The 16,400-nt window shown below is 67.0% G+C and carries 17 protein-coding genes and 1 tRNA gene; 5 read left to right on the top strand and 13 right to left on the bottom strand.

The features are described 5' to 3' along the window. Nucleotides 1-17: 17 nt before the first annotated feature. From ACM1PE_RS02230 to ACM1PE_RS02215, 4 genes are all read right to left on the bottom strand, one after another. Complete coding sequence (locus ACM1PE_RS02230; protein ID WP_419342486.1) at nt 18-188, bottom strand: hypothetical protein; 171 nt, start codon at nt 186-188, stop codon at nt 18-20. An 86-nt stretch (nt 189-274) separates the two neighbouring features. Beyond that, nucleotides 275-1,294, bottom strand: coding sequence for a phosphonate ABC transporter, permease protein PhnE (gene phnE, locus ACM1PE_RS02225; RefSeq protein WP_059375527.1), 1,020 nt, complete (start codon nt 1,292-1,294; stop codon nt 275-277). Beyond that, complete coding sequence (locus ACM1PE_RS02220) at nt 1,291-2,136, bottom strand: phosphonate ABC transporter ATP-binding protein (RefSeq protein WP_419342485.1); 846 nt, start codon at nt 2,134-2,136, stop codon at nt 1,291-1,293. Before ACM1PE_RS02220 ends, phnE begins: the two co-directional genes overlap by 4 nt. A gap of 17 nt (nt 2,137-2,153) precedes the next feature. Continuing rightward, the gene (locus ACM1PE_RS02215) at nt 2,154-3,089 is read right to left on the bottom strand and encodes a phosphate/phosphite/phosphonate ABC transporter substrate-binding protein (RefSeq protein ID WP_059375532.1); all 936 of its coding nucleotides are present in this window, start codon (nt 3,087-3,089) and stop codon (nt 2,154-2,156) included. Between the two features lie 231 nt (nt 3,090-3,320). Between ACM1PE_RS02215 and ACM1PE_RS02210 the strand changes: the two genes are divergently transcribed. Beyond that, entirely contained in the window at nt 3,321-4,160 is an 840-nt protein-coding gene (locus tag ACM1PE_RS02210; RefSeq protein WP_419342484.1) for an HAD-IIA family hydrolase, read from the top strand. Here the strand turns inward: ACM1PE_RS02210 and ACM1PE_RS02205 are convergent. From ACM1PE_RS02205 to ACM1PE_RS02190, 4 genes are all read right to left on the bottom strand, one after another. Further along, a complete protein-coding gene (locus ACM1PE_RS02205; protein ID WP_223283221.1) occupies nt 4,154-5,056 on the bottom strand; it encodes a MurR/RpiR family transcriptional regulator in 903 nt (300 codons plus the stop codon). The genes ACM1PE_RS02210 and ACM1PE_RS02205 overlap by 7 nt on opposite strands. 165 nt (nt 5,057-5,221) lie before the next feature. Then, the gene (secG, locus tag ACM1PE_RS02200; protein WP_059375538.1) at nt 5,222-5,704 is read right to left on the bottom strand and encodes a preprotein translocase subunit SecG; all 483 of its coding nucleotides are present in this window, start codon (nt 5,702-5,704) and stop codon (nt 5,222-5,224) included. A gap of 21 nt (nt 5,705-5,725) precedes the next feature. Further along, nucleotides 5,726-6,472, bottom strand: a complete 747-nt coding sequence (gene tpiA / locus ACM1PE_RS02195) for a triose-phosphate isomerase (RefSeq protein WP_054450238.1) — start codon at nt 6,470-6,472, stop codon at nt 5,726-5,728. Nucleotides 6,473-6,612: 140 nt separating this feature from the next. Further along, the gene (locus ACM1PE_RS02190) at nt 6,613-7,590 is read right to left on the bottom strand and encodes an NAD(P)H-quinone oxidoreductase (RefSeq protein ID WP_419342483.1); all 978 of its coding nucleotides are present in this window, start codon (nt 7,588-7,590) and stop codon (nt 6,613-6,615) included. Nucleotides 7,591-7,705: 115 nt separating this feature from the next. On the opposite strand from ACM1PE_RS02190, the gene ACM1PE_RS02185 reads away from it, so the two are divergent. Continuing rightward, nucleotides 7,706-7,793 (top strand) — tRNA-Ser (locus tag ACM1PE_RS02185). A 47-nt stretch (nt 7,794-7,840) separates the two neighbouring features. Here the strand turns inward: ACM1PE_RS02185 and ccsB are convergent. Together ccsB and ACM1PE_RS02175 are read right to left on the bottom strand one after the other, a co-directional pair. Beyond that, a complete protein-coding gene (ccsB, locus tag ACM1PE_RS02180) occupies nt 7,841-9,202 on the bottom strand; it encodes a c-type cytochrome biogenesis protein CcsB (RefSeq protein ID WP_419342482.1) in 1,362 nt (453 codons plus the stop codon). A 167-nt stretch (nt 9,203-9,369) separates the two neighbouring features. Next, nucleotides 9,370-10,896 carry a PLP-dependent aminotransferase family protein gene (locus tag ACM1PE_RS02175; protein WP_419342481.1) on the bottom strand — a complete coding sequence of 509 codons (1,527 nt, stop codon included), beginning with the start codon at nt 10,894-10,896 and terminating at the stop codon, nt 9,370-9,372. 234 nt (nt 10,897-11,130) lie between these two features. Between ACM1PE_RS02175 and ACM1PE_RS02170 the strand changes: the two genes are divergently transcribed. Genes ACM1PE_RS02170 through ACM1PE_RS02160 form a run of 3 tightly spaced genes read left to right on the top strand, consistent with a single transcriptional unit; the run spans nt 11,131 to nt 14,061 of the window. Beyond that, nucleotides 11,131-12,690, top strand: coding sequence for a nitrite reductase (locus ACM1PE_RS02170; RefSeq protein ID WP_306633963.1), 1,560 nt, complete (start codon nt 11,131-11,133; stop codon nt 12,688-12,690). A 16-nt stretch (nt 12,691-12,706) separates the two neighbouring features. Then, nucleotides 12,707-13,054, top strand: a complete 348-nt coding sequence (locus ACM1PE_RS02165) for a c-type cytochrome (RefSeq protein WP_118931727.1) — start codon at nt 12,707-12,709, stop codon at nt 13,052-13,054. Between the two features lie 14 nt (nt 13,055-13,068). Beyond that, complete coding sequence (locus ACM1PE_RS02160) at nt 13,069-14,061, top strand: precorrin-2 dehydrogenase/sirohydrochlorin ferrochelatase family protein (protein ID WP_419342480.1); 993 nt, start codon at nt 13,069-13,071, stop codon at nt 14,059-14,061. A 27-nt stretch (nt 14,062-14,088) separates the two neighbouring features. On the opposite strand, the gene ACM1PE_RS02155 is transcribed toward ACM1PE_RS02160, so the two are convergent. Genes ACM1PE_RS02155 through ACM1PE_RS02145 form a run of 3 tightly spaced genes read right to left on the bottom strand, consistent with a single transcriptional unit; the run spans nt 14,089 to nt 16,399 of the window. Continuing rightward, nucleotides 14,089-14,727 carry a DUF4202 domain-containing protein gene (locus ACM1PE_RS02155; RefSeq protein WP_419342479.1) on the bottom strand — a complete coding sequence of 213 codons (639 nt, stop codon included), beginning with the start codon at nt 14,725-14,727 and terminating at the stop codon, nt 14,089-14,091. Continuing rightward, on the bottom strand, nt 14,728-15,867 hold the full coding sequence (gene nirJ / locus ACM1PE_RS02150) for a heme d1 biosynthesis radical SAM protein NirJ (protein WP_419342478.1): 1,140 nt from the start codon (nt 15,865-15,867) through the stop codon (nt 14,728-14,730). It abuts the gene before it with no gap. A gap of 13 nt (nt 15,868-15,880) precedes the next feature. Next, entirely contained in the window at nt 15,881-16,399 is a 519-nt protein-coding gene (locus ACM1PE_RS02145; protein ID WP_251877625.1) for an Lrp/AsnC family transcriptional regulator, read from the bottom strand. Nucleotide 16,400 lies beyond the last annotated feature (1 nt).

The raw sequence follows: 16,400 nt of genomic DNA, 5'->3' as shown, positions 1-16,400 counted from the left end.
TTGAGCGGATTGGGCGTTCAGGGCGCGCAGCGCAGTTGCGGCGCGGGCGGCGGCGTCTCGGGCTGTCCGGTCTCGGGCGGCGTGGTCGCGCCGCCATCCGAGTCGTCATCGCCGCCGCATGCGGCAAGGGTCAAACTCAGGGCGATGGCCGCAACAAGGGCGCGGCCCAGTGCAAAGTACGGGGTCATGAAAACTCCTGGTCAGGGAACGTTGCCGGGTCCGTCCGGCAGAAAACCTATCGGGGCGCGGCGGCCTGGCTGGCCGCCGCGCCAGCTCAGCTCAAGCGGCGCCGCAAGCGGGCGGCGACCTGGTCCAGCAAGAACACGGTGATGAAGATCACGACGAGAATGGTCCCGACGTGGGCGTACTGGTACATGTCGTAGCGGCCTTTCAGCTCCTGGCCGATGCCGCCCGCGCCCACCAGGCCCACGACCGTGGCCATGCGCACGTTGCGGTCCAGGATGTACAGGGTGTAGCCGGTGAACTTGGGCATGACTTGCGGCAGCACGGCATAAGCCAACACGCGCGGCTTGCTGGCGCCGATCGCGGCCAGCGCCTCTTGCGGCTTGGCGTCGGCCGTCTCGATATCCTCGGCGTAGAACTTGCCCAGGAATCCCATCGAATGGATGGCCAGCGCCAGCACCCCGGCAATCGGGCCGAAGCCGTAGGCCAGCACCAGGAACAGCGCGCAGATCAGCTCGGGCATCGCACGGAACATGCTGACGATGGCCCGCGCCGCCACGTACAGCAGCCGGTTGGGCGCGTAGTTGCGGGCGCTGCAATAGGCCAGCGGCACGCTGCCCAATACGGCCAGCAAGGTCGCCCAGATGGCGATCTCAAAGGTCTCGACCATCTTCACCGCCACCCGCCACAGATAGCCCAGCGGCTCGACCAGATAGGTCTGCGTGGACACCTCGTCTTCCATCTTCAGCGTGTGCGGATTCAACCGGCTTTCGGTCACCTGCAGCGTTTCCACACGGGCCAGCCACGGCAACTTGTCCGGATCGAATCCTTCTATGCGCGAGGTCTCGGTGCGATACGAGACCTGCAGCGGGAACAGGTTGTCGGCCAGGGCGCCCAGGCCCGCCGTGACCTGGGACTGCTGCTTCAGGCCCACCGCCGCCAGCGCGCCGTCCAGGGTCAGCGCCGCCATGCGGCCCATCTCGACCCGTTGGCCGGTGTAGAGGAACAACATCAGCGCCGCGATCACGATCAGCAGCGCGCGGGCGCCGTAAGGCGGATCCAGGCGCCAGGCCGCGTTGTCAGCCGGCGTTTTCAATGCCTGCGTGTTCATTGCGCGCCTCCCGCCGACAACACCGCCGGCCGGATCGGCCTGGCCGCGCGCGGCTCGACATGGCCGCGGCCCGCAAGATCGGCAGCGGCGATGCCGCTCTCCGGCTGCGGGGCCTGATACAGGGCGCGGGCGGTGGCCTCATCGAACGCGCCCGCCGGTCCGTCGAACACCATGACGCCATGGCGCAGCGCCACGATGCGGTCGGCGAACTCGCGGGCCAGATCGACCTGGTGCAGGCTGCACAGGACGGTCGCGCCGCGTTCCCGCGCCTGATTGCGCAACAGCTCCAGGATGTCGCGGCTGATGCGCGGGTCCAGGCTGGCCACCGGCTCGTCGGCCAGCAACAAGGCCGGGGCCAGCATGAAGGCGCGGGCGATGCCCACGCGCTGCTGCTGGCCGCCAGACAATTCGCTCACGCGGCGTTGCAGATGTTCGGGCTGCAGGCCGACTTCGCGCACCAGCTTGCAGGCCCGTTCGCGCAATTCCGCGGGGAAGCGCATCAGATAGGCGCGCCATGCCGGCAAGCCGGGCAGCGCGCCCGACAGCACGTTGGTCGCGACCGTCGCGCGCGACACCAGGTTGAAGTGCTGATGCACCATGCCGATCCGTGGCCGCACGGCAGCAAGCGTCGAGGGCTGCACCTGCGTGCCATCGACCCACACGTCCCCTTGGGTCGGCACGGTCAAGCCGTTGGCCATGCGCAGCAAGGTCGATTTGCCCGCGCCCGAGGCGCCGAGGATGACGCAGAACTGGCCGCGCGGCACCTGCAGCGACACCGAGTTCAGGGCCGCGGTCCCGTCGGCGTAGCGCATGCCGACGGCGTCGTAGCGCAGCATGTCCATTTCGCTTGCTCCGGTGATCACCGCTGTGCCGCCTTCTGCAGGATTTCGCCCTTGATCTCGTCGGTCAGCAGGGCCATCTTCGAAGCCGGGCCAGCGAACTGCGCCTCGGAGAACTCGGTGTCGAAGCGATCCAGCTTGGCGCCGCCGTAGCCGCGCACCATGTCCGGGGTCACGCCGGGCGCCTGATGCACCTTGGCAAATGCCTGCTTGAGCGTCGCCTTCAGCGGCTCGGGCAGCTTGGTGTTCATTGCCAGCGGCGGATACGGGATGGGTTCGCTCTTGAAGATCACCTTCACGGACTTCGGGTCCACCGCGCCCTGGCGCACCGCCTTGTCGAAGGAATCGAACGACAGCGCGGCCGCGTCGACCTGGCCCTGCACCAGCGCGGCCAGGCTGCTGGCGTGGCTGCCGGTCAATTGCAGCGCCGCCAGGTCCTTGGCCGGGTTCATGCCGTCCTTGATCATGGACGCCACCTGGAAGGTGAAGCTGGAAGCCGAGTTCACGTCGCCGAACGCGGCGCGCTTGCCCTTCAGGTCGGCCAACGTATTGATCGGCGAATCGGCCCGGGCGAACATCGCGGCGTAGTAGGCGGACTCGCCTTTCTGCACGCCCACGGCCAGCAACTGCGCGCATTGGCGCTCGTGCGCCTGTACGTACGAAACCGGTCCCAGGAACGCGACCTCGGCCAACTGGTTGCACATGCCTTCGACCACGGCGCCGTAGGATTGGCCCACCGTCAGTTGGAAATGCAGCCCGGTGCTGCGCGTGATCGCATTGAAGATCGGCGCGTAGTCGGCCTTGGTGCCCGATTCGGTGCCGCCATCGGCAGGTATCAGCAGCACGCGCAACGGACGCTGCTGCGAGCCGTCGGCCAGGGATTGGGCTTGCGCGAGGGGTGCGGCGGCCAGCAGGGAAACCAGCGCCAGGGCGGGCGCGCAATTGCGGATCTTCATTTTTCTGTTCCTAGTCTTGTTGAGGTTGCCATCGGGGCGCTGCGTGCTCGGCCCTGATTCCGGACGCAGATTAGTGATGGCACATGACAGGAAAATGAAAATTGCTCAAATCAAAAAAATGAATTTTTGAATTTTGTTCAGATAGAATCACAGCCGCCGGGCAGGCCCGAACCGTAGCGGGCGCCCACTCCTTTCAACCCTGCACGCGCTTCGACGCCACCACGCCGATCCATGACCCGCATTGCCTGCACTCCTCTCGCTTCCCATTCCCAAGCCCCGACGTCGGAACCGCCCTGGACCGCCCGCTCGCGCGGCCTGATCCTGGATCTGGACGGGACATTGATACGGGGCCATGAAGTGATACCGGGCGCCAGCGAGCTGCTGACCCGCTGGGCGGGACGCTGCGTCATCGTGTCCAACAATTCCACTGACACGGCGGCAGGCCTGGCGCCGCGCTTGCGGGCGATGGGCCTGCCGGTGCAAGCCGAAACGCTGATCCTGGCCGGCGAGCAGGCCGTGCGCCATATCGCCCGGCAGCATCCGCGGGCCGCGGTGCTGCTCTGCGCCTCGGACGCATTGCGCGGCTTCGCCGCCAGCCTGGGGCTGGCGCTGGTGGACCGCGATGCGGACATCGTGCTGCTGGCGCGCGATCTGTCGTTCGGCTACGGGACGCTGCAGACCCTGGCAGGCGAGCTGGCGCGGGGCGCGACCTTGATGGTCAGCAACGGCGATCTCACCCATCCCGGCCCGCAAGGCGCCATCGTCCCCGAAACAGGCGCGCTACTGCAGTCGGTGCTGGCCTGCGCGCCTGGCGTGCGCCCGCACATACTCGGCAAGCCGGGAGCCATGCTGTTGGAGGAAGGATTGCGCCGGCTGGGCCTGGCGCCGGCCGACGCCACGGTCATCGGCGACAACGTGCGCACCGATGCGCTGGGCGCGGTGCGCCTGGGCATCGGCTATCTGCTGGTCGGCACTGCGCCTTACGCGGATGCGCCGGACGTGGCGGGGCTGCTGGATGGCGCGCGTCCGCGCAGGCATGCGCTGCCGGCGGACATCGAAGGCGATCAGTAGCGCTTGTTCGACAGCACGTCGAAGGTGCTGCGCAGCGTGGAGACGGCCTTGTCGTAGTCGGACAGGGCCAGGCAGGCGATGAGCGTGTCGATGATGGCCAACTGCGCCAACCGGCTGGTCATGGCCTCGGTGCGGAAACGGGTCTCGCGCGACATGGTGTGCAGCACCACGTCCGCGTGTTCCTGGATCGGCGATTTGCCGAAATTGGTGATGCAGATCGTGCGCGCCCCGGCTTCCTTGGCCAGCCGCGTCGCCAACACGGTTTCATGGGTGCTGCCGGAATGCGAAATGGTCAGCACGGCGACGTCCGGCCCGGTCAGCGACGCGCTGATGGCCTGCACGTGGGAATCGGTCACTGCCGTGGCATGCAGCCCGATGCGCAACATGCGGTAGTGCGCGTCATGCGCGATGACGGCCGAGCTGCCGATGCCGTAGATTTCCACGCGGCGGGCGCCGCGGATCAGTTCCACGGCCGCCGACAGCGCGGCCACGTCCAGCACCGATTCCGTTTCCTGCAGGGTCTGGATATTGCTGTGGAAGATCTTGCTGACGACCTGCTCGGGCGTGTCCTGGGCCGCCAGGTCTTCGTGGATGTACTGCACCGGCTGCACGATCTGCTGCGCCAGCGCGATCTTCAGCTGTTGAAAGCCCGTGGCGCCCAGCAGCTTGCAAAAACCCACCACGCTGCCTTCGCTGCACTGGGTGCGCTCGGCCACTTCGCTGACCGACATGTGTACCACCTCGGCCGGGTTGCGTATGACGAACTCGCCGATGCGCTGCGAGGCCGCCCCCATCGAGGGCAGCAGGCTCTGGATGCGCGCCAGCATGGCCTGCGGCGAGCCCCGCTGCTGATCGGCGGCGGTCGGGGTTCGGGGAGTGCGTTTGGATGTGGCCATGGCGGAGATCGAGGAACAGGAACCGGATGCGCAGGCAACGATACCCTACCCGCTGCCGGCGCGGCGACGGCGCATGCTAACGGCCGCCGATGACAGGATATCCGGGCAGCCGCAAGCCGCCCATGAAAAAGGCCGGCATGTGCCGGCCTTTCCGTTTGCTGTGGCTTACTTCGCCGGCGCCGCGGGCGTTTCGGCGGGCTTGTCGCCTGCGGCCGGTGCGGCCGGGGTGGCGGGTGCGGCCGGGACCGAGGGCACCGACGCGTCGGGCTTGGCCGGAGCGGCGGGCACCGAACCCGCGCCGGGAACCGACGAACCAGCGGGAGCGGGCGCTGCGCCCGGCACTTGCGGCACCGAACGGTCGGCCGGGAAGCTTTGCATCACGCCCGAGTCGACGGCAGGGCCGCTATTGCCCTTGTGGCTGACATAAGCCAGGCCGGCGGTGGACGCGAAGAAGACCACGGCGGCCCACTTGGTCGCGCGCGACAGGAAGTTCGCCGCGCCGGTGGCGCCGAACAGGCTGCCGGCCGAGCCACTGCCGAAGGCGGACCCCATGTCGGCGCCTTTGCCCTGCTGAAGCAGGACCAGGACGATGATAGCCAGCGCCGAGATCACTTGGACGGCCAGCAGGATTTTGAGCATCAAGGGCATTACAGACTCCGGAACGGAAACTTAGATAGCGGCGATTCGCAAAAATTCTTCAGCCACGAGCGACGCGCCGCCGACCAGGGCACCGTCGATATCAGTCATGGCGAACAAACTGGCGGCATTGGCAGCTTTGACGCTACCGCCGTACAACACTTGCACCTGCGCCGCGCCCAGCGCGCGCAGGGCGGCGCGGATGGCGCCATGGACTTCCTGCGCCTGCTCGGGGCTGGCGGTGCGGCCGGTGCCGATGGCCCAGACGGGCTCATAGGCCAGGACCATGCGCGAAACCGCCTCGGCGCCCAGCGCCAGCACGGGCTTCAATTGGCGTTCGATCACGGCCAGCGTGTTGCCGGCTTCGCGGTCGGCCAGGGATTCGCCCACGCACACCACCGGGGTCAGGCCGGCAGCCAGCGCGGCCTGGGCCTTGGCGGCCACGGCCTCGTCGGTCTCGCCGTGCAGCACGCGGCGCTCGGAGTGGCCGGCCAGGGCCCAGCGGCAGCCGAATTCCTTCAGCATGGCGCCGGAGACTTCCCCGGTGTAGGCGCCCTTTTCATGGGCGCTGACGTCTTGCGCACCCCAGGACACGCTGCTGCCGGTCAGGGCCGACGCCGCTTGCGCGAGGTAGGGGAACGGCACACAGATGCCGATTTCGCAGTGGCTCGCAGCATCCGCGGCGCGCAGCTCGGTCAGCAACGCGGCGTTCTCGGCCAGGTTGCCGTGCATCTTCCAGTTGCCCAGCACGAGGCGGGCGCGGTTTTCGACTGAAGTCATGGCGAGGTATCTGTATCGGTTGGACTGGGGCGAGCCAAGGGCTGCGTAGCAACCGCCCACGGGCCTGCCTGGAAAAAATTCCAGGCGAAACCCGTGATTGTATCCTGTTGCGGGACGCTACGCCGAGCGCCCCCCATTTCTTACATGGTCAGGATGATTTTGCCGATGTTTTCACCGCTTTCCATCATGGCATGGGCGCGCGAGGCCTCGGCCAGCGGGAAGGTGGCGTGCAAGATGGGCTTGATGGCCCCTTTTTCCAGCAGAGGCCAGGCCTGCTCGCGCAGGGCGCGCGCGATGGCGCCCTTGAAGGCGACCGGACGGGGACGCAAGGTCGAGCCGGTGATGGTCAGGCGGCGGCGCATGACCTGGGCCGTATCCACATTGGCGTGGGAACCGCCCAGCTGGGCGATGATGACGATGCGGCCGTCGTCGGCCAGGCACTGCATGTCGCGGCCGATGTAGTCACCGGCCACCATGTCCAGGATCACGTCCACGCCGCGTCCGCCGGTGGCGTCCAGCACTTCCTTCACGAAATCCTGGGTCTTGTAGTTGATGCCGCGCTCGGCGCCCAGCGCTTCCACGGCGCGGGCCCGGTCGTCGCTGCCGACGGTGGCATAGACCTTGTGGCCCATGGCGCGGGCCAGCTGGATGGCCGTAGTGCCGATGCCGCTGGCACCGCCATGCACCAGCAACGCCTCGCCTTCGGACAGGCGGCCGCGGTCGAATACGTTGCTCCAGACCGTGAAATAGGTTTCCGGCAGGCCGGCGGCCTCGATGTCGGACAGGCCCTTGGGAATCGGCAGGCATTGCGCCGCGGGCGCTACGCAGTATTCCGCGTAGCCGCCGCCCGCCACCAGGGCGCAGACTTTGTCGCCCAAGACAAAACCGCTGCCGGCCAGGTCGCCGCCGACGATCTCGCCGGCCACTTCCAGGCCCGGCAGGTCCGAGGCGCCGCGCGGCGGCGCGTAGTTGCCCTTGCGCTGGAACACGTCGGGACGGTTGACGCCCGCGGCGCTCACTTTGATCAGGACTTCACCCGCGCCGGCTTCCGGCGTGGGGCGCTCCACGGGGACCAGGACCTCGGGGCCACCAGGGCGAGAGATTTCTACGGCGTGCATCGCGTGCCTCCTTTGCAGCAAATGGATTATTATTGCGCCCTTTACGGCGTATCGTGTTCCCGGCCCGGCAGATTGTTTGCCTGATGGCCGGATCGCCGGAATATACGCAATACCAGGAAGCGTGGCAGAGTGGTCGATTGCACCGGTCTTGAAAACCGGCAACGGGCAACCGTTCGTGAGTTCGAATCTCACCGCTTCCGCCAAGACACCCGATGCCAGCGCGCATCGCCGCCCGCAAGGCGGCATGGGGCTACAGGCTGCCGTACGAATGCAGCCCCGACAGAAACATGTTCACCCCCAGAAAGGCGAAGCTCGTCACCACCAACCCGGCGAGCGCCCAGTAGGCCGCCACCTCTCCTCGCAGCCCCTTGAGCAGCCGCATGTGTAGCCAGGCGGCATAGTTCAGCCATACGATCAGCGCCCAGGTCTCCTTGGGATCCCATTGCCAATACGCGCCCCAGGCGTCGGCGGCCCACAACGCGCCCAGCACGGTGGCCACGGTGAAAAAGGCGAAACCCAGCGCGATGGCCCGGTACATGATGTCCTCCAACACCTCCAGGGACGGCAGCCGGCGGGCAATGGGACGGCGCAGCGCCAGCACCGCGCCCACGACCATGGCGCCCCCGCCGAAATACAGCATCCACACAGGCGACAGCCGCCGCGAGCCGAAGATCATCGGCTCGGCGCATAGCAGCGCGCCCAGCAGGAAAACTGGAATCAGGCGCTTGCCCGCTGCGCTCTGCCCGTGCAGCTTGACCAGGTAGGCGAAGCCCACCGCGCCCGCCAGCGAGAACGTGCCATAGCCCACGAAATTGGCCGGCACGTGCAGCTTCATCCACCAGCTTTGCAGTGCGGGAACCAGCGGCTGGATCTGATGGGCGCCGCGCGTGAGCGAATACCAGGACAGGAACAGGACCATCGAGGCAACCACCAGCATGACGAAGCCGCCCAGCGCTCGCGTGGCGTAGCGGGCCTCGTAGTAGAGGTAGAACAGCGCCGTGACCAGTGCAAAAAAAACGAACACCTCGTACAGGTTGCTGACCGGAATGTGTCCGACATCCGGTCCCAGCAAATGTCCTTCGCGCCAGCGCACCAGCAGGCCGGTCAGCCCCGCCCATACCCCGCCCCAGGTCAGGACCGTGCCCAGCCAGGCGATCGCGGGCCGGGCCAGCCCCGCCCAATAGCAAAGCGTGCCCAGCACGAACAGGCAGCTCATCCAGAGTATGGCCGACTGCGACGACAGCAGGTACTTGAGCAGGACGACGTTTTCGGCGCGCCCCAGGTTGCCCTGCAGCAGCCCTGCCCCGCCCGCATACAACCACGCGGCCAGCAGCGCGCTGGCGCCGCTGGCCAAGAACAGAGGCCGCAAGGGGCGCCACAGCCATCCCAGCCAGGCCAGGGCAGGCACCGCGCCGATCAGCATCGCTTGCTCGTAGCCGTTCAGAAACTGGCCGAACTCCTCCAGCGCATAGGCGCAGCCGGCAAGGCAGATCAGCAGGAACCCGGCGTCGGTCGGGTTCAAGCGCCTGCCGGTCCGGGCAGCGGCATTCGAAACGTCCGACACGGACCGGCGGCAAGTCGGCGGGACGGACCCGGTGGCGGTAAGCGGCATCGCAGCATCTCCATGCGTAACCGTGCGGCCCAGGTTGCCCGCAGGCCGAACGAATCTGATTTTGTCATAGGACAAATTCATTCTAAGAACGACGCGTCCGCGCTGCATAGCGACGGCGCCAGCCCCCACGCTGCGTCGCCATCCCTACCGGAAACGCTGCGACCGTGCTAGACGCCCGCGCAGCGCGCTTCGTCCAGGGACAGGCGGGACGCTATCCGCTCCGGACAGGATTCCTGCAATTGCCTGCAGGCGGCGTGCACGCGCACCATGGCCAGGGCGATTTCTCCGGTTTCCAGGCCGGCGTAGCCGAACAGCAGATGCCGGGACTCGACGCCCTCACCCGCGCTGGCGGCGGCCTGGGCCAGCGGATACAGCCTCACGCCCTGCGCCAGTGCGGCCGCGGCGACCGCGTCGGCGCCGGGGCTGTCCGCCGGCAGTTCAAAGGCCAGGTGCATCCCCGAATTCTGTCCGCTGATCAGGCCGCGTCCGCCCCAGACTTTACGGATGCCACGCAGCAGTTCGTCACGCTGCGCCTGGTAGCGCCGCCGCAAGGTCTGCAGGTGGCGGGCGAAACAGTTCTCATCGAAGTAGCGCGCCAGCACGGCCTGCGTCAGCCATGGGCTGCCGTTGTTGAGCAAGGCCTTGCGTTCGGCAAAATCGTCGACCAGCTCAAGCGGGCAGACCATGTATCCCAGCCTCAAGCCGGGCCCCAGCGTCTTGGAGAACGTCCCCAGGTACACGACCTGCCGCGGACTCATCGCGGCCAGCGGCATGGGCAGCACGGACTCATAGCAAAAGTCGCCGTCGTAGTCGTCCTCGATGATCAGCGCGCCGCTGCGGCCGGCCCATTCGAGCAATTGCCGGCGCCGGGACAGGGACATGGCGTAGCCCAGGGGGTACTGGTGCGAGGGCGTCACATAGGCCAGCCTGGCCGGGCCTTCCGGCAACAGGTCGGTGCGCAGTCCCTGCCCGTCCACCGGAACCGGCGCCTCCTGCGCGCCATGCCGCCGCACCAGATTCCTGAACCCCGCATAACAGGGCGACTCGAACACCGCCCGGCCGTGGCGGTCCAGGAAATGCGAGGCGATCAGGCTCAAAGCCTCCTGGCTGCCGGCGGTGATCAGCACCTGTTCGGGCTCGACCTTCAGCGCCTTGGCGGCCGACAGGTAATCGGCAATCTGCACGCGCAAGCCCCACAGGCCGGCGGGCGGCGCATATTCGGCCATGGCGCAGCCCGCATGCCGTAGCAGCTGGTTCGACAGCATGATGAACTGGCGCAACGGAAAGGCGTGGACCGAGGGACGGCCGACCTTGAAGTCATAGCGCGGCGGCATGGGCGGCGACTGGCCGCAGACGCCGCTGGAGAGGGCCTGGCTGACGGCGTCGGCGTAGACCGGCGGACGGTCCTGGACGAAATCGGGACAGCGCGAATTGATGACCAGGCTGCGGTTCAACGTCACGAAATAACCGCGGCTGGGCTTGCTCTGGATCAGGCTGGAATCGATCAGCAGTTCATACGCGCCCAGCACGGTGTTCTTCGATACCTGCAGCAGCGATGACATGCGGTTGATCGCCGGCAGCCTGTCTCCTTCCTGCAGCCGTCCGGCGCGTATCAGCGCCTCGATCTGGTCGGCGATCTGCTGCTTGTAGGGTTTTGCATCCTGGCGGGATAGGGAAAGCGGGAGTGAAAACATGGCGGACAACCACAGGACAAAAAATGGCGCCGGCCTTTCGAAGCGGCGCGGGCCGGCCGCGCTCCGTTTGCTATCACGGTAGTGCTTTGGCCGCCCCCTGACTTTGTCCTATGTCAAAAAGAGATTTGGACCGTAACCATCGCACAGGCGTGAGCCGTGCCTTATCGGCCCGGCGCCACGATGACACAGTGCATGTGCCGCAGTTTCGGCAAGAACTTTACGGGAGAGATCGACATGCACACCAAGCTATTGAGCGCGGCCTTGCTGTTCGTCTCGGCCGGCGCCGCCTGGAGTGCGCCGACCGAGGAGTACCTCAAGGCGAATCAGCTGTTCCAGCAGAACTGCGCCGTCTGTCATGGCGCCGACCGCGGCGGCTACATCGCGCCGGGCCTGACCAGCGACCGCCTGGTCCAAAGCGAGGCGGCGCTGCGCGGCACCATCATGACCGGCATCCCCGACACGCTGATGCCGCCCTTCGTGGGCCGCCTGTCCGACGAAGAGATCCGTGCGTTGGCCCGCCTCATCAAAACGCAGACGGCAGACGATCCAAAATGGGGGCTGGACCAGATCCGCGCCAGCGTGCAGGTGGTGGTCGATGAAGCCACCCTGCCCGCCAAGCCGACCTACGCCATCGACACCGTCTACGACCTGATGGTGGTCATGGCGCGCGGGCGCTATGGGCGCGGCGATACGGGCAACAATGCGCGCACCGTGTTCCTGGACGGCAAGACCAACAAGGTGGTGGGCGAGATCGCCACGCCGGTGGCGCCGCACATCATGGATTTCAGCCCAGTGGCGGAACGCTGGGCCTGGCTCAAGAGCGACGACGGCATGGTCTACAAGATCGACCTGTACTCACTGCAGATCGTGCGCAAGGCCAAGGTCGGCCTGACGGGTCCCGGCATCGCCCTGTCCAACGACGGCAAGTGGCTGGCCATCAGTTCGTTCGTGCCCAAGAGCGTCGCCATCCTGAAGGCTGACACGCTGGAACCGGTCAAGTACATGGACCTGGAGGGCGAAGATCCGGACGGCAAGTTCGTCAAATCGGCCGGCGGGCCCGTCATCGGCAGCCGGATCAACAACAAGTTCGCCCTGACGCTGCGCCAGGCGGGCCAGATCTGGATCATCGACCCCGACAAGCCCGACATGCCCGTGACCAAGCTGACCAAGGTCGGCCGCATGCTGCATGACACCTTCCTCACGCCCGACGGGCGCTACTCCATGGTCGCGTCCTATGACGACAACAAGATCGTCGCGATCGACTTCAAGGACGACAAGGTGGTGCGCGACATACCCGCCGGCTGCCAGCCTCACGTCGGCTCGGGCGCGGTGACCGAAGTCAACGGACGCTTCCTGGCCTTCGGCACCAACATCGGCACCTGCGACAAGGGCTCCGTGGTCACGGTGTGGGACACCAAGGACTTTTCCGTGGTCAAGCAGATCCCGGTGGCCGGAGCCACCGAATCGCCCGCCGCCCATCCGAACGCGCCCTACGTGGCGGTGGACATCGTCGACAAGGACAAGCGCGCGGCCTGGATCCAGCTGATCGACAAGAACACGCTGGAAGTGGCCAAGACCCTGGACGTGGGCGGGCATGCCTTCTTCCCGGACTACAACCGCACCGGCAATTACCTCTATGTCAGCTCGGGCTACTGGGGCGACCGCATCAAGATCTACGACAGCAAGACCCTGGAACTGGTGGCAGAGCACAAGATGGAAAGCCCCTCGGGCATTTTCTCCCGCGCCCGCACCCGCTGGCTGACCATCGGCCTGTCCGAAACGCGCAAATTCTGAGCCGAGGAACCGACACATGAAAACGCTATTCCGCATACTCACGGCGCTGCTGCTGTCCCAGGCCGCCGCGCACGCGCTGGCCGCCGACGGGCAGCCCGCCCTGGTCGCCGGCGGCAATCCCGACACGCTCTCGCCCCGCGTCTCCGCCATGCTGCCGTTATGCGCCTCCTGCCATGGCGCGGACGGCATCAGCGCCGTCGGCCTGTACCCCAATCTTGCGGGGCAGAAAACCGAGTATCTGGTTAAACAGCTCAATGCCTTCAAGACCCGGGAACGTAATGACCCGGTCATGAGTTCCATGGCAGAGCCCTTGAGTCCCGAAGCCATCCAGGAGCTGGCCCAGTACTTCTCCAGCCGCAAGTAAGGGAGCAGCGCGCCATGAATACACCATCCGCGATGCTCTTCCCCGTGTACTTCAACCTGGCCGGCCGGCGGGTGGTCGTGGTGGGCGGCGGAGCGGTGGCCGAACGCAAGATCAGGCTGCTGCTCAGGGCCGGCGCCGCCGTTGCCGTGGCGGCGCCGGCCCTGACGTCCTGGCTGCGCGCAGCCGCGGACCAGGACCAGTTCCAGCATGTGCCGGAGGTCTTCTCGCCGGCCTGCCTGGACGGCGCCTGGCTGGCGGTGGCCGCGACCGATCACGGCGGCACGAACCAGGCGGTTGCCGCGGCGGCGGTTGCGCGCCGCATTCCCTGCAACGTGGTCGACGACCCCGTTCTTTCGACGATACAAGTGCCCGCCATCCTGGACCGCTCCCCGCTGGTGGTGGCGATTTCGTCAGGGGGCTGTGCGCCCGTGCTGGCGCGGCGCATCCGCGAACGGCTGGAAGCCTTGCTCGACGAAAGCACTGGAGATCTGGCCCGGCTTGCGGCGCGCTACCGCAACCGCATCGTTGCGCGCTTCCGCAACCTGGACCAACGCCGCGACTTCTACGATTGGATGCTGGACGGTCCGCTGCCCTCGTTGCTGGCGGCGGGAGACGGCAGGCAGGCCGGTCTGGCCCTGGAAGCCGCGATGCAGGCCGATACCCTGCCCCGCGCAGGCAGCGCGACGATATTGGCGGCCGCCGACGGCCCCGCCGACCTGTTGACCCTGCGCGCCTTGCGCCTGTTGAACCAGGCCGACCTGGTTGCGCACGTGCCGGCGGTCAATCCGGCCATCCTGGACAAGGCGCGGCGGGACGCGACGAGGATCGAGTTGAAAGGTCCGGGCCTGCAGCCCGACGCGACCGTAGCCACGGGCGCGGGACTGGACTGGCTGGCCCGTCAGGTGCAGGCGGGCCAACGCGCCGTCCTGCTGCTGGGAACCGCCCATGACCCGAAGCTGCTGGCGCGACGAATGCTGGCTTGCGGCGTGGCATGCAGCGTACTGTAGCCATCCGGCCCCAGACCAGCGCCGCGATCAGGAACTTGCGTTCCCGGCTTCCTCGCCGCCCGCCAGCGCAGCCGCCAGATAAGCCTGGCCCCGCTCGCTGAAGGACAGCGACGCGGCCGCCTGCCGGCCGGCTTCGTCCATCTTGTGCCAGGTCTTCTGCAGCACCGCGACGACCTTGTCCGGATAACGCTCGCAGAATTCCTCGTACTGGTGCTCCAAAAACACCAAGCACAGCGCGTTCTCCATGCATTGCACGTCGGCATCGCGCTTGATGCCCTGCTTGCGGATGATCTTCAGCACCGCCTGTATGGTTTGCGCGTCATGGCCTGCGCTGGCAAGCAGCCTGGCAGCGACGTTCGCGTGATGTTCCTTGAGCGTATTGCGCCATTGCAGATAGCCTGTCCTGCCGGCCGGACAGGCCTCGCGCGGGACCTCCCAGCGGCCGATGTGCTGGCAGCGGGCGGCCAGGCGCAAGGCAGCGCCGGCCCGCGGGGCCAGCTTCGCCACCCAGCCCTGGAGGAATTGGGCGTGCAGCCATTCGCGCGGCTGCATCGCGCCATTCCAGGAGACCAGATTGGGATCGCGCCGGTTGTACCCATCGAACAGTTGCCAGGCGCGTTGCAGCGATGCGTCTTCCGCATTCACCGGGTTGGGCGGGAATTCCATTCACACTCCTGTCTCGTCTTCGGTCAGATAACAGCCGGGATCCTCGGCCCAGAGGTCGCCCGACTGCTTCTGCGCACGGATACGGGTGTTGCCATTGCAGATGTCCAGGTGGGCGCAGCCTGCGCAGCGTCCCTTGACGGGCCGCGGCCGCAGCCGCAGCAGCTTGAGCAAGGGTTCGGCGGGATCCGACCAGATCTCCGAGAAGGGCCGCAGGCGCACGTTTCCCAGAGTGTAGTGCCACCACATGGTGTCGGCGTGGACATTGCCCCGGTTGTCGATGTTGGCGACGTTCATGCCGCTGGCGTTGCCGCCCCACAGGCGCAGCCTGGCCTCGATATGCGGCGCGCGCTGCGGGAACCGTCGACGCACCCAGTGCAGGAAGAACACGCCGTCGGCATCGTTGTTGCCGGACGTGAACTCACGGGGTTTGCCGGCCACGGCATGTTCCAGGCAGGTCTCGAAGATCCGCTCCATGGCCGCCCGCGTCATGCGGTGGTGACTGTCCTCGCCCCGATTGCGGCCGCCGCGGCCCGCGTAGTTCAGGTGTGAAAAGTAGAAGCGGTCGACATTCTCGGCGTCCAGCAGTGCCAGCAGCCCAGGAAGATCGTCGGCGTTGCCCTGGGTCATGGTGTAGCGGATGCCGACCTTCAGGCCGCGGTCCCGGCACAGCCGGATGCCTGCCAGCGAGGCATCGAACGCACCCGCCTCGCCCCGGAAGCGGTCGTGCGTCGCGCCCAGGCCATCCAGTGAAATGCCCACGTAGTCGAAGCCGCAGCCGGCGATGGACTCGATGTTGCGCCGGTCTATCAGGGTGCCGTTGGACGACAGGCCTACGTAAAAGCCCATGGCCTTGGCCCGGCGCGCAATCTCGAAAATGTCCGGCCGCAGCAGCGGTTCGCCGCCAGACAGGATCAGCGCCCTGACGCCGTGGGCATGCAGATCGTCCATGACCGCGCAGACCTCGGCGTAGTCCAGTTCGCCGGCAAAGTCCCTGTCGACCGAAGCGGAGTAGCAATGCCGGCAATGCAGATTGCAGCGCCGGATCAGGTTCCAGATCACCACGGGTCCGGCCGGCCCCCGGCGAGGCGCGAGCGGCGTGGGGCGCAGCAGTTCGGAGACGAAGGCAGAGATGCGGAACATGCGGAATTCCTCGCTATGCGTCCGGCCCACGGCCGTCTTTCAGGCGCAGGCCGGTCTTTTTCAGGATGGCCGAGGAAAACAGCACGTCGCGCGCACGCAGGGCGTCCGGAAAGCGCGCTTCCAAGGCCTCGGCGACTTCATCGATGCGCGCCAGCACCGCCGCGCGGTCGGCGCCGTGCAGCATGGCGTAGAGGTTGTAGCGCCACAGCGGCGGATGCCGGGGACGCCGGTAGCAATGGCTTACTTCCGCACGCTGGCCCAGCCAGGCTCCCACGGCGTCGATCTGGCCGTCGTCCACATCCCAGACCGTCATGCCGTTGGCCACGAATCCCAGCGCGTAGTGGTTGGGCACCACGCCGATGCGCCGTATCACGCCGCGCGCGAGCATGTCGCGCAAATGCGCCATCACCTCGGCTTCGGTGACGCCCAGCCGCTCGGCCACGGCCCGGTACGGATCCCGCCGGATCGGCAGCCCGTCCTGCGTGGCGTGGACCAGGGACAGTTCGAACGGAGTCAGGCCGGCTGCGTCCATC

Origin of the sequence: Achromobacter sp. PD1 (genome assembly GCF_048541815.1) — a bacterium.
GTDB classification, from domain to species: domain Bacteria; phylum Pseudomonadota; class Gammaproteobacteria; order Burkholderiales; family Burkholderiaceae_B; genus Achromobacter; species Achromobacter bronchisepticus_A.
Note: the sequence above shows the minus strand (reverse complement) of the source record. Positions and strands in the feature narration are given on the sequence as shown.

Coding starts and splice junctions, on each gene's coding strand:
- ACM1PE_RS02210 (WP_419342484.1), top strand. CDS start 3,321: ATGACCCGCATTGCCTGCACTCCTCTCGCTTCCCATTCCCAAGCCCCG.
- ACM1PE_RS02175 (WP_419342481.1), bottom strand. CDS start 10,896: ATGTTTTCACTCCCGCTTTCCCTATCCCGCCAGGATGCAAAACCCTAC.
- secG (WP_059375538.1), bottom strand. CDS start 5,704: ATGCCCTTGATGCTCAAAATCCTGCTGGCCGTCCAAGTGATCTCGGCG.
- ACM1PE_RS02190 (WP_419342483.1), bottom strand. CDS start 7,590: ATGCACGCCGTAGAAATCTCTCGCCCTGGTGGCCCCGAGGTCCTGGTC.
- ACM1PE_RS02170 (WP_306633963.1), top strand. CDS start 11,131: ATGCACACCAAGCTATTGAGCGCGGCCTTGCTGTTCGTCTCGGCCGGC.
- ACM1PE_RS02160 (WP_419342480.1), top strand. CDS start 13,069: ATGAATACACCATCCGCGATGCTCTTCCCCGTGTACTTCAACCTGGCC.
- ACM1PE_RS02215 (WP_059375532.1), bottom strand. CDS start 3,089: ATGAAGATCCGCAATTGCGCGCCCGCCCTGGCGCTGGTTTCCCTGCTG.
- ACM1PE_RS02155 (WP_419342479.1), bottom strand. CDS start 14,727: ATGGAATTCCCGCCCAACCCGGTGAATGCGGAAGACGCATCGCTGCAA.
- phnE (WP_059375527.1), bottom strand. CDS start 1,294: ATGAACACGCAGGCATTGAAAACGCCGGCTGACAACGCGGCCTGGCGC.
- ACM1PE_RS02220 (WP_419342485.1), bottom strand. CDS start 2,136: ATGGACATGCTGCGCTACGACGCCGTCGGCATGCGCTACGCCGACGGG.
- tpiA (WP_054450238.1), bottom strand. CDS start 6,472: ATGACTTCAGTCGAAAACCGCGCCCGCCTCGTGCTGGGCAACTGGAAG.
- ACM1PE_RS02165 (WP_118931727.1), top strand. CDS start 12,707: ATGAAAACGCTATTCCGCATACTCACGGCGCTGCTGCTGTCCCAGGCC.
- ACM1PE_RS02230 (WP_419342486.1), bottom strand. CDS start 188: ATGACCCCGTACTTTGCACTGGGCCGCGCCCTTGTTGCGGCCATCGCC.
- ACM1PE_RS02145 (WP_251877625.1), bottom strand. CDS start 16,399: ATGGACGCAGCCGGCCTGACTCCGTTCGAACTGTCCCTGGTCCACGCC.
- ACM1PE_RS02205 (WP_223283221.1), bottom strand. CDS start 5,056: ATGGCCACATCCAAACGCACTCCCCGAACCCCGACCGCCGCCGATCAG.
- ccsB (WP_419342482.1), bottom strand. CDS start 9,202: ATGCCGCTTACCGCCACCGGGTCCGTCCCGCCGACTTGCCGCCGGTCC.
- nirJ (WP_419342478.1), bottom strand. CDS start 15,867: ATGTTCCGCATCTCTGCCTTCGTCTCCGAACTGCTGCGCCCCACGCCG.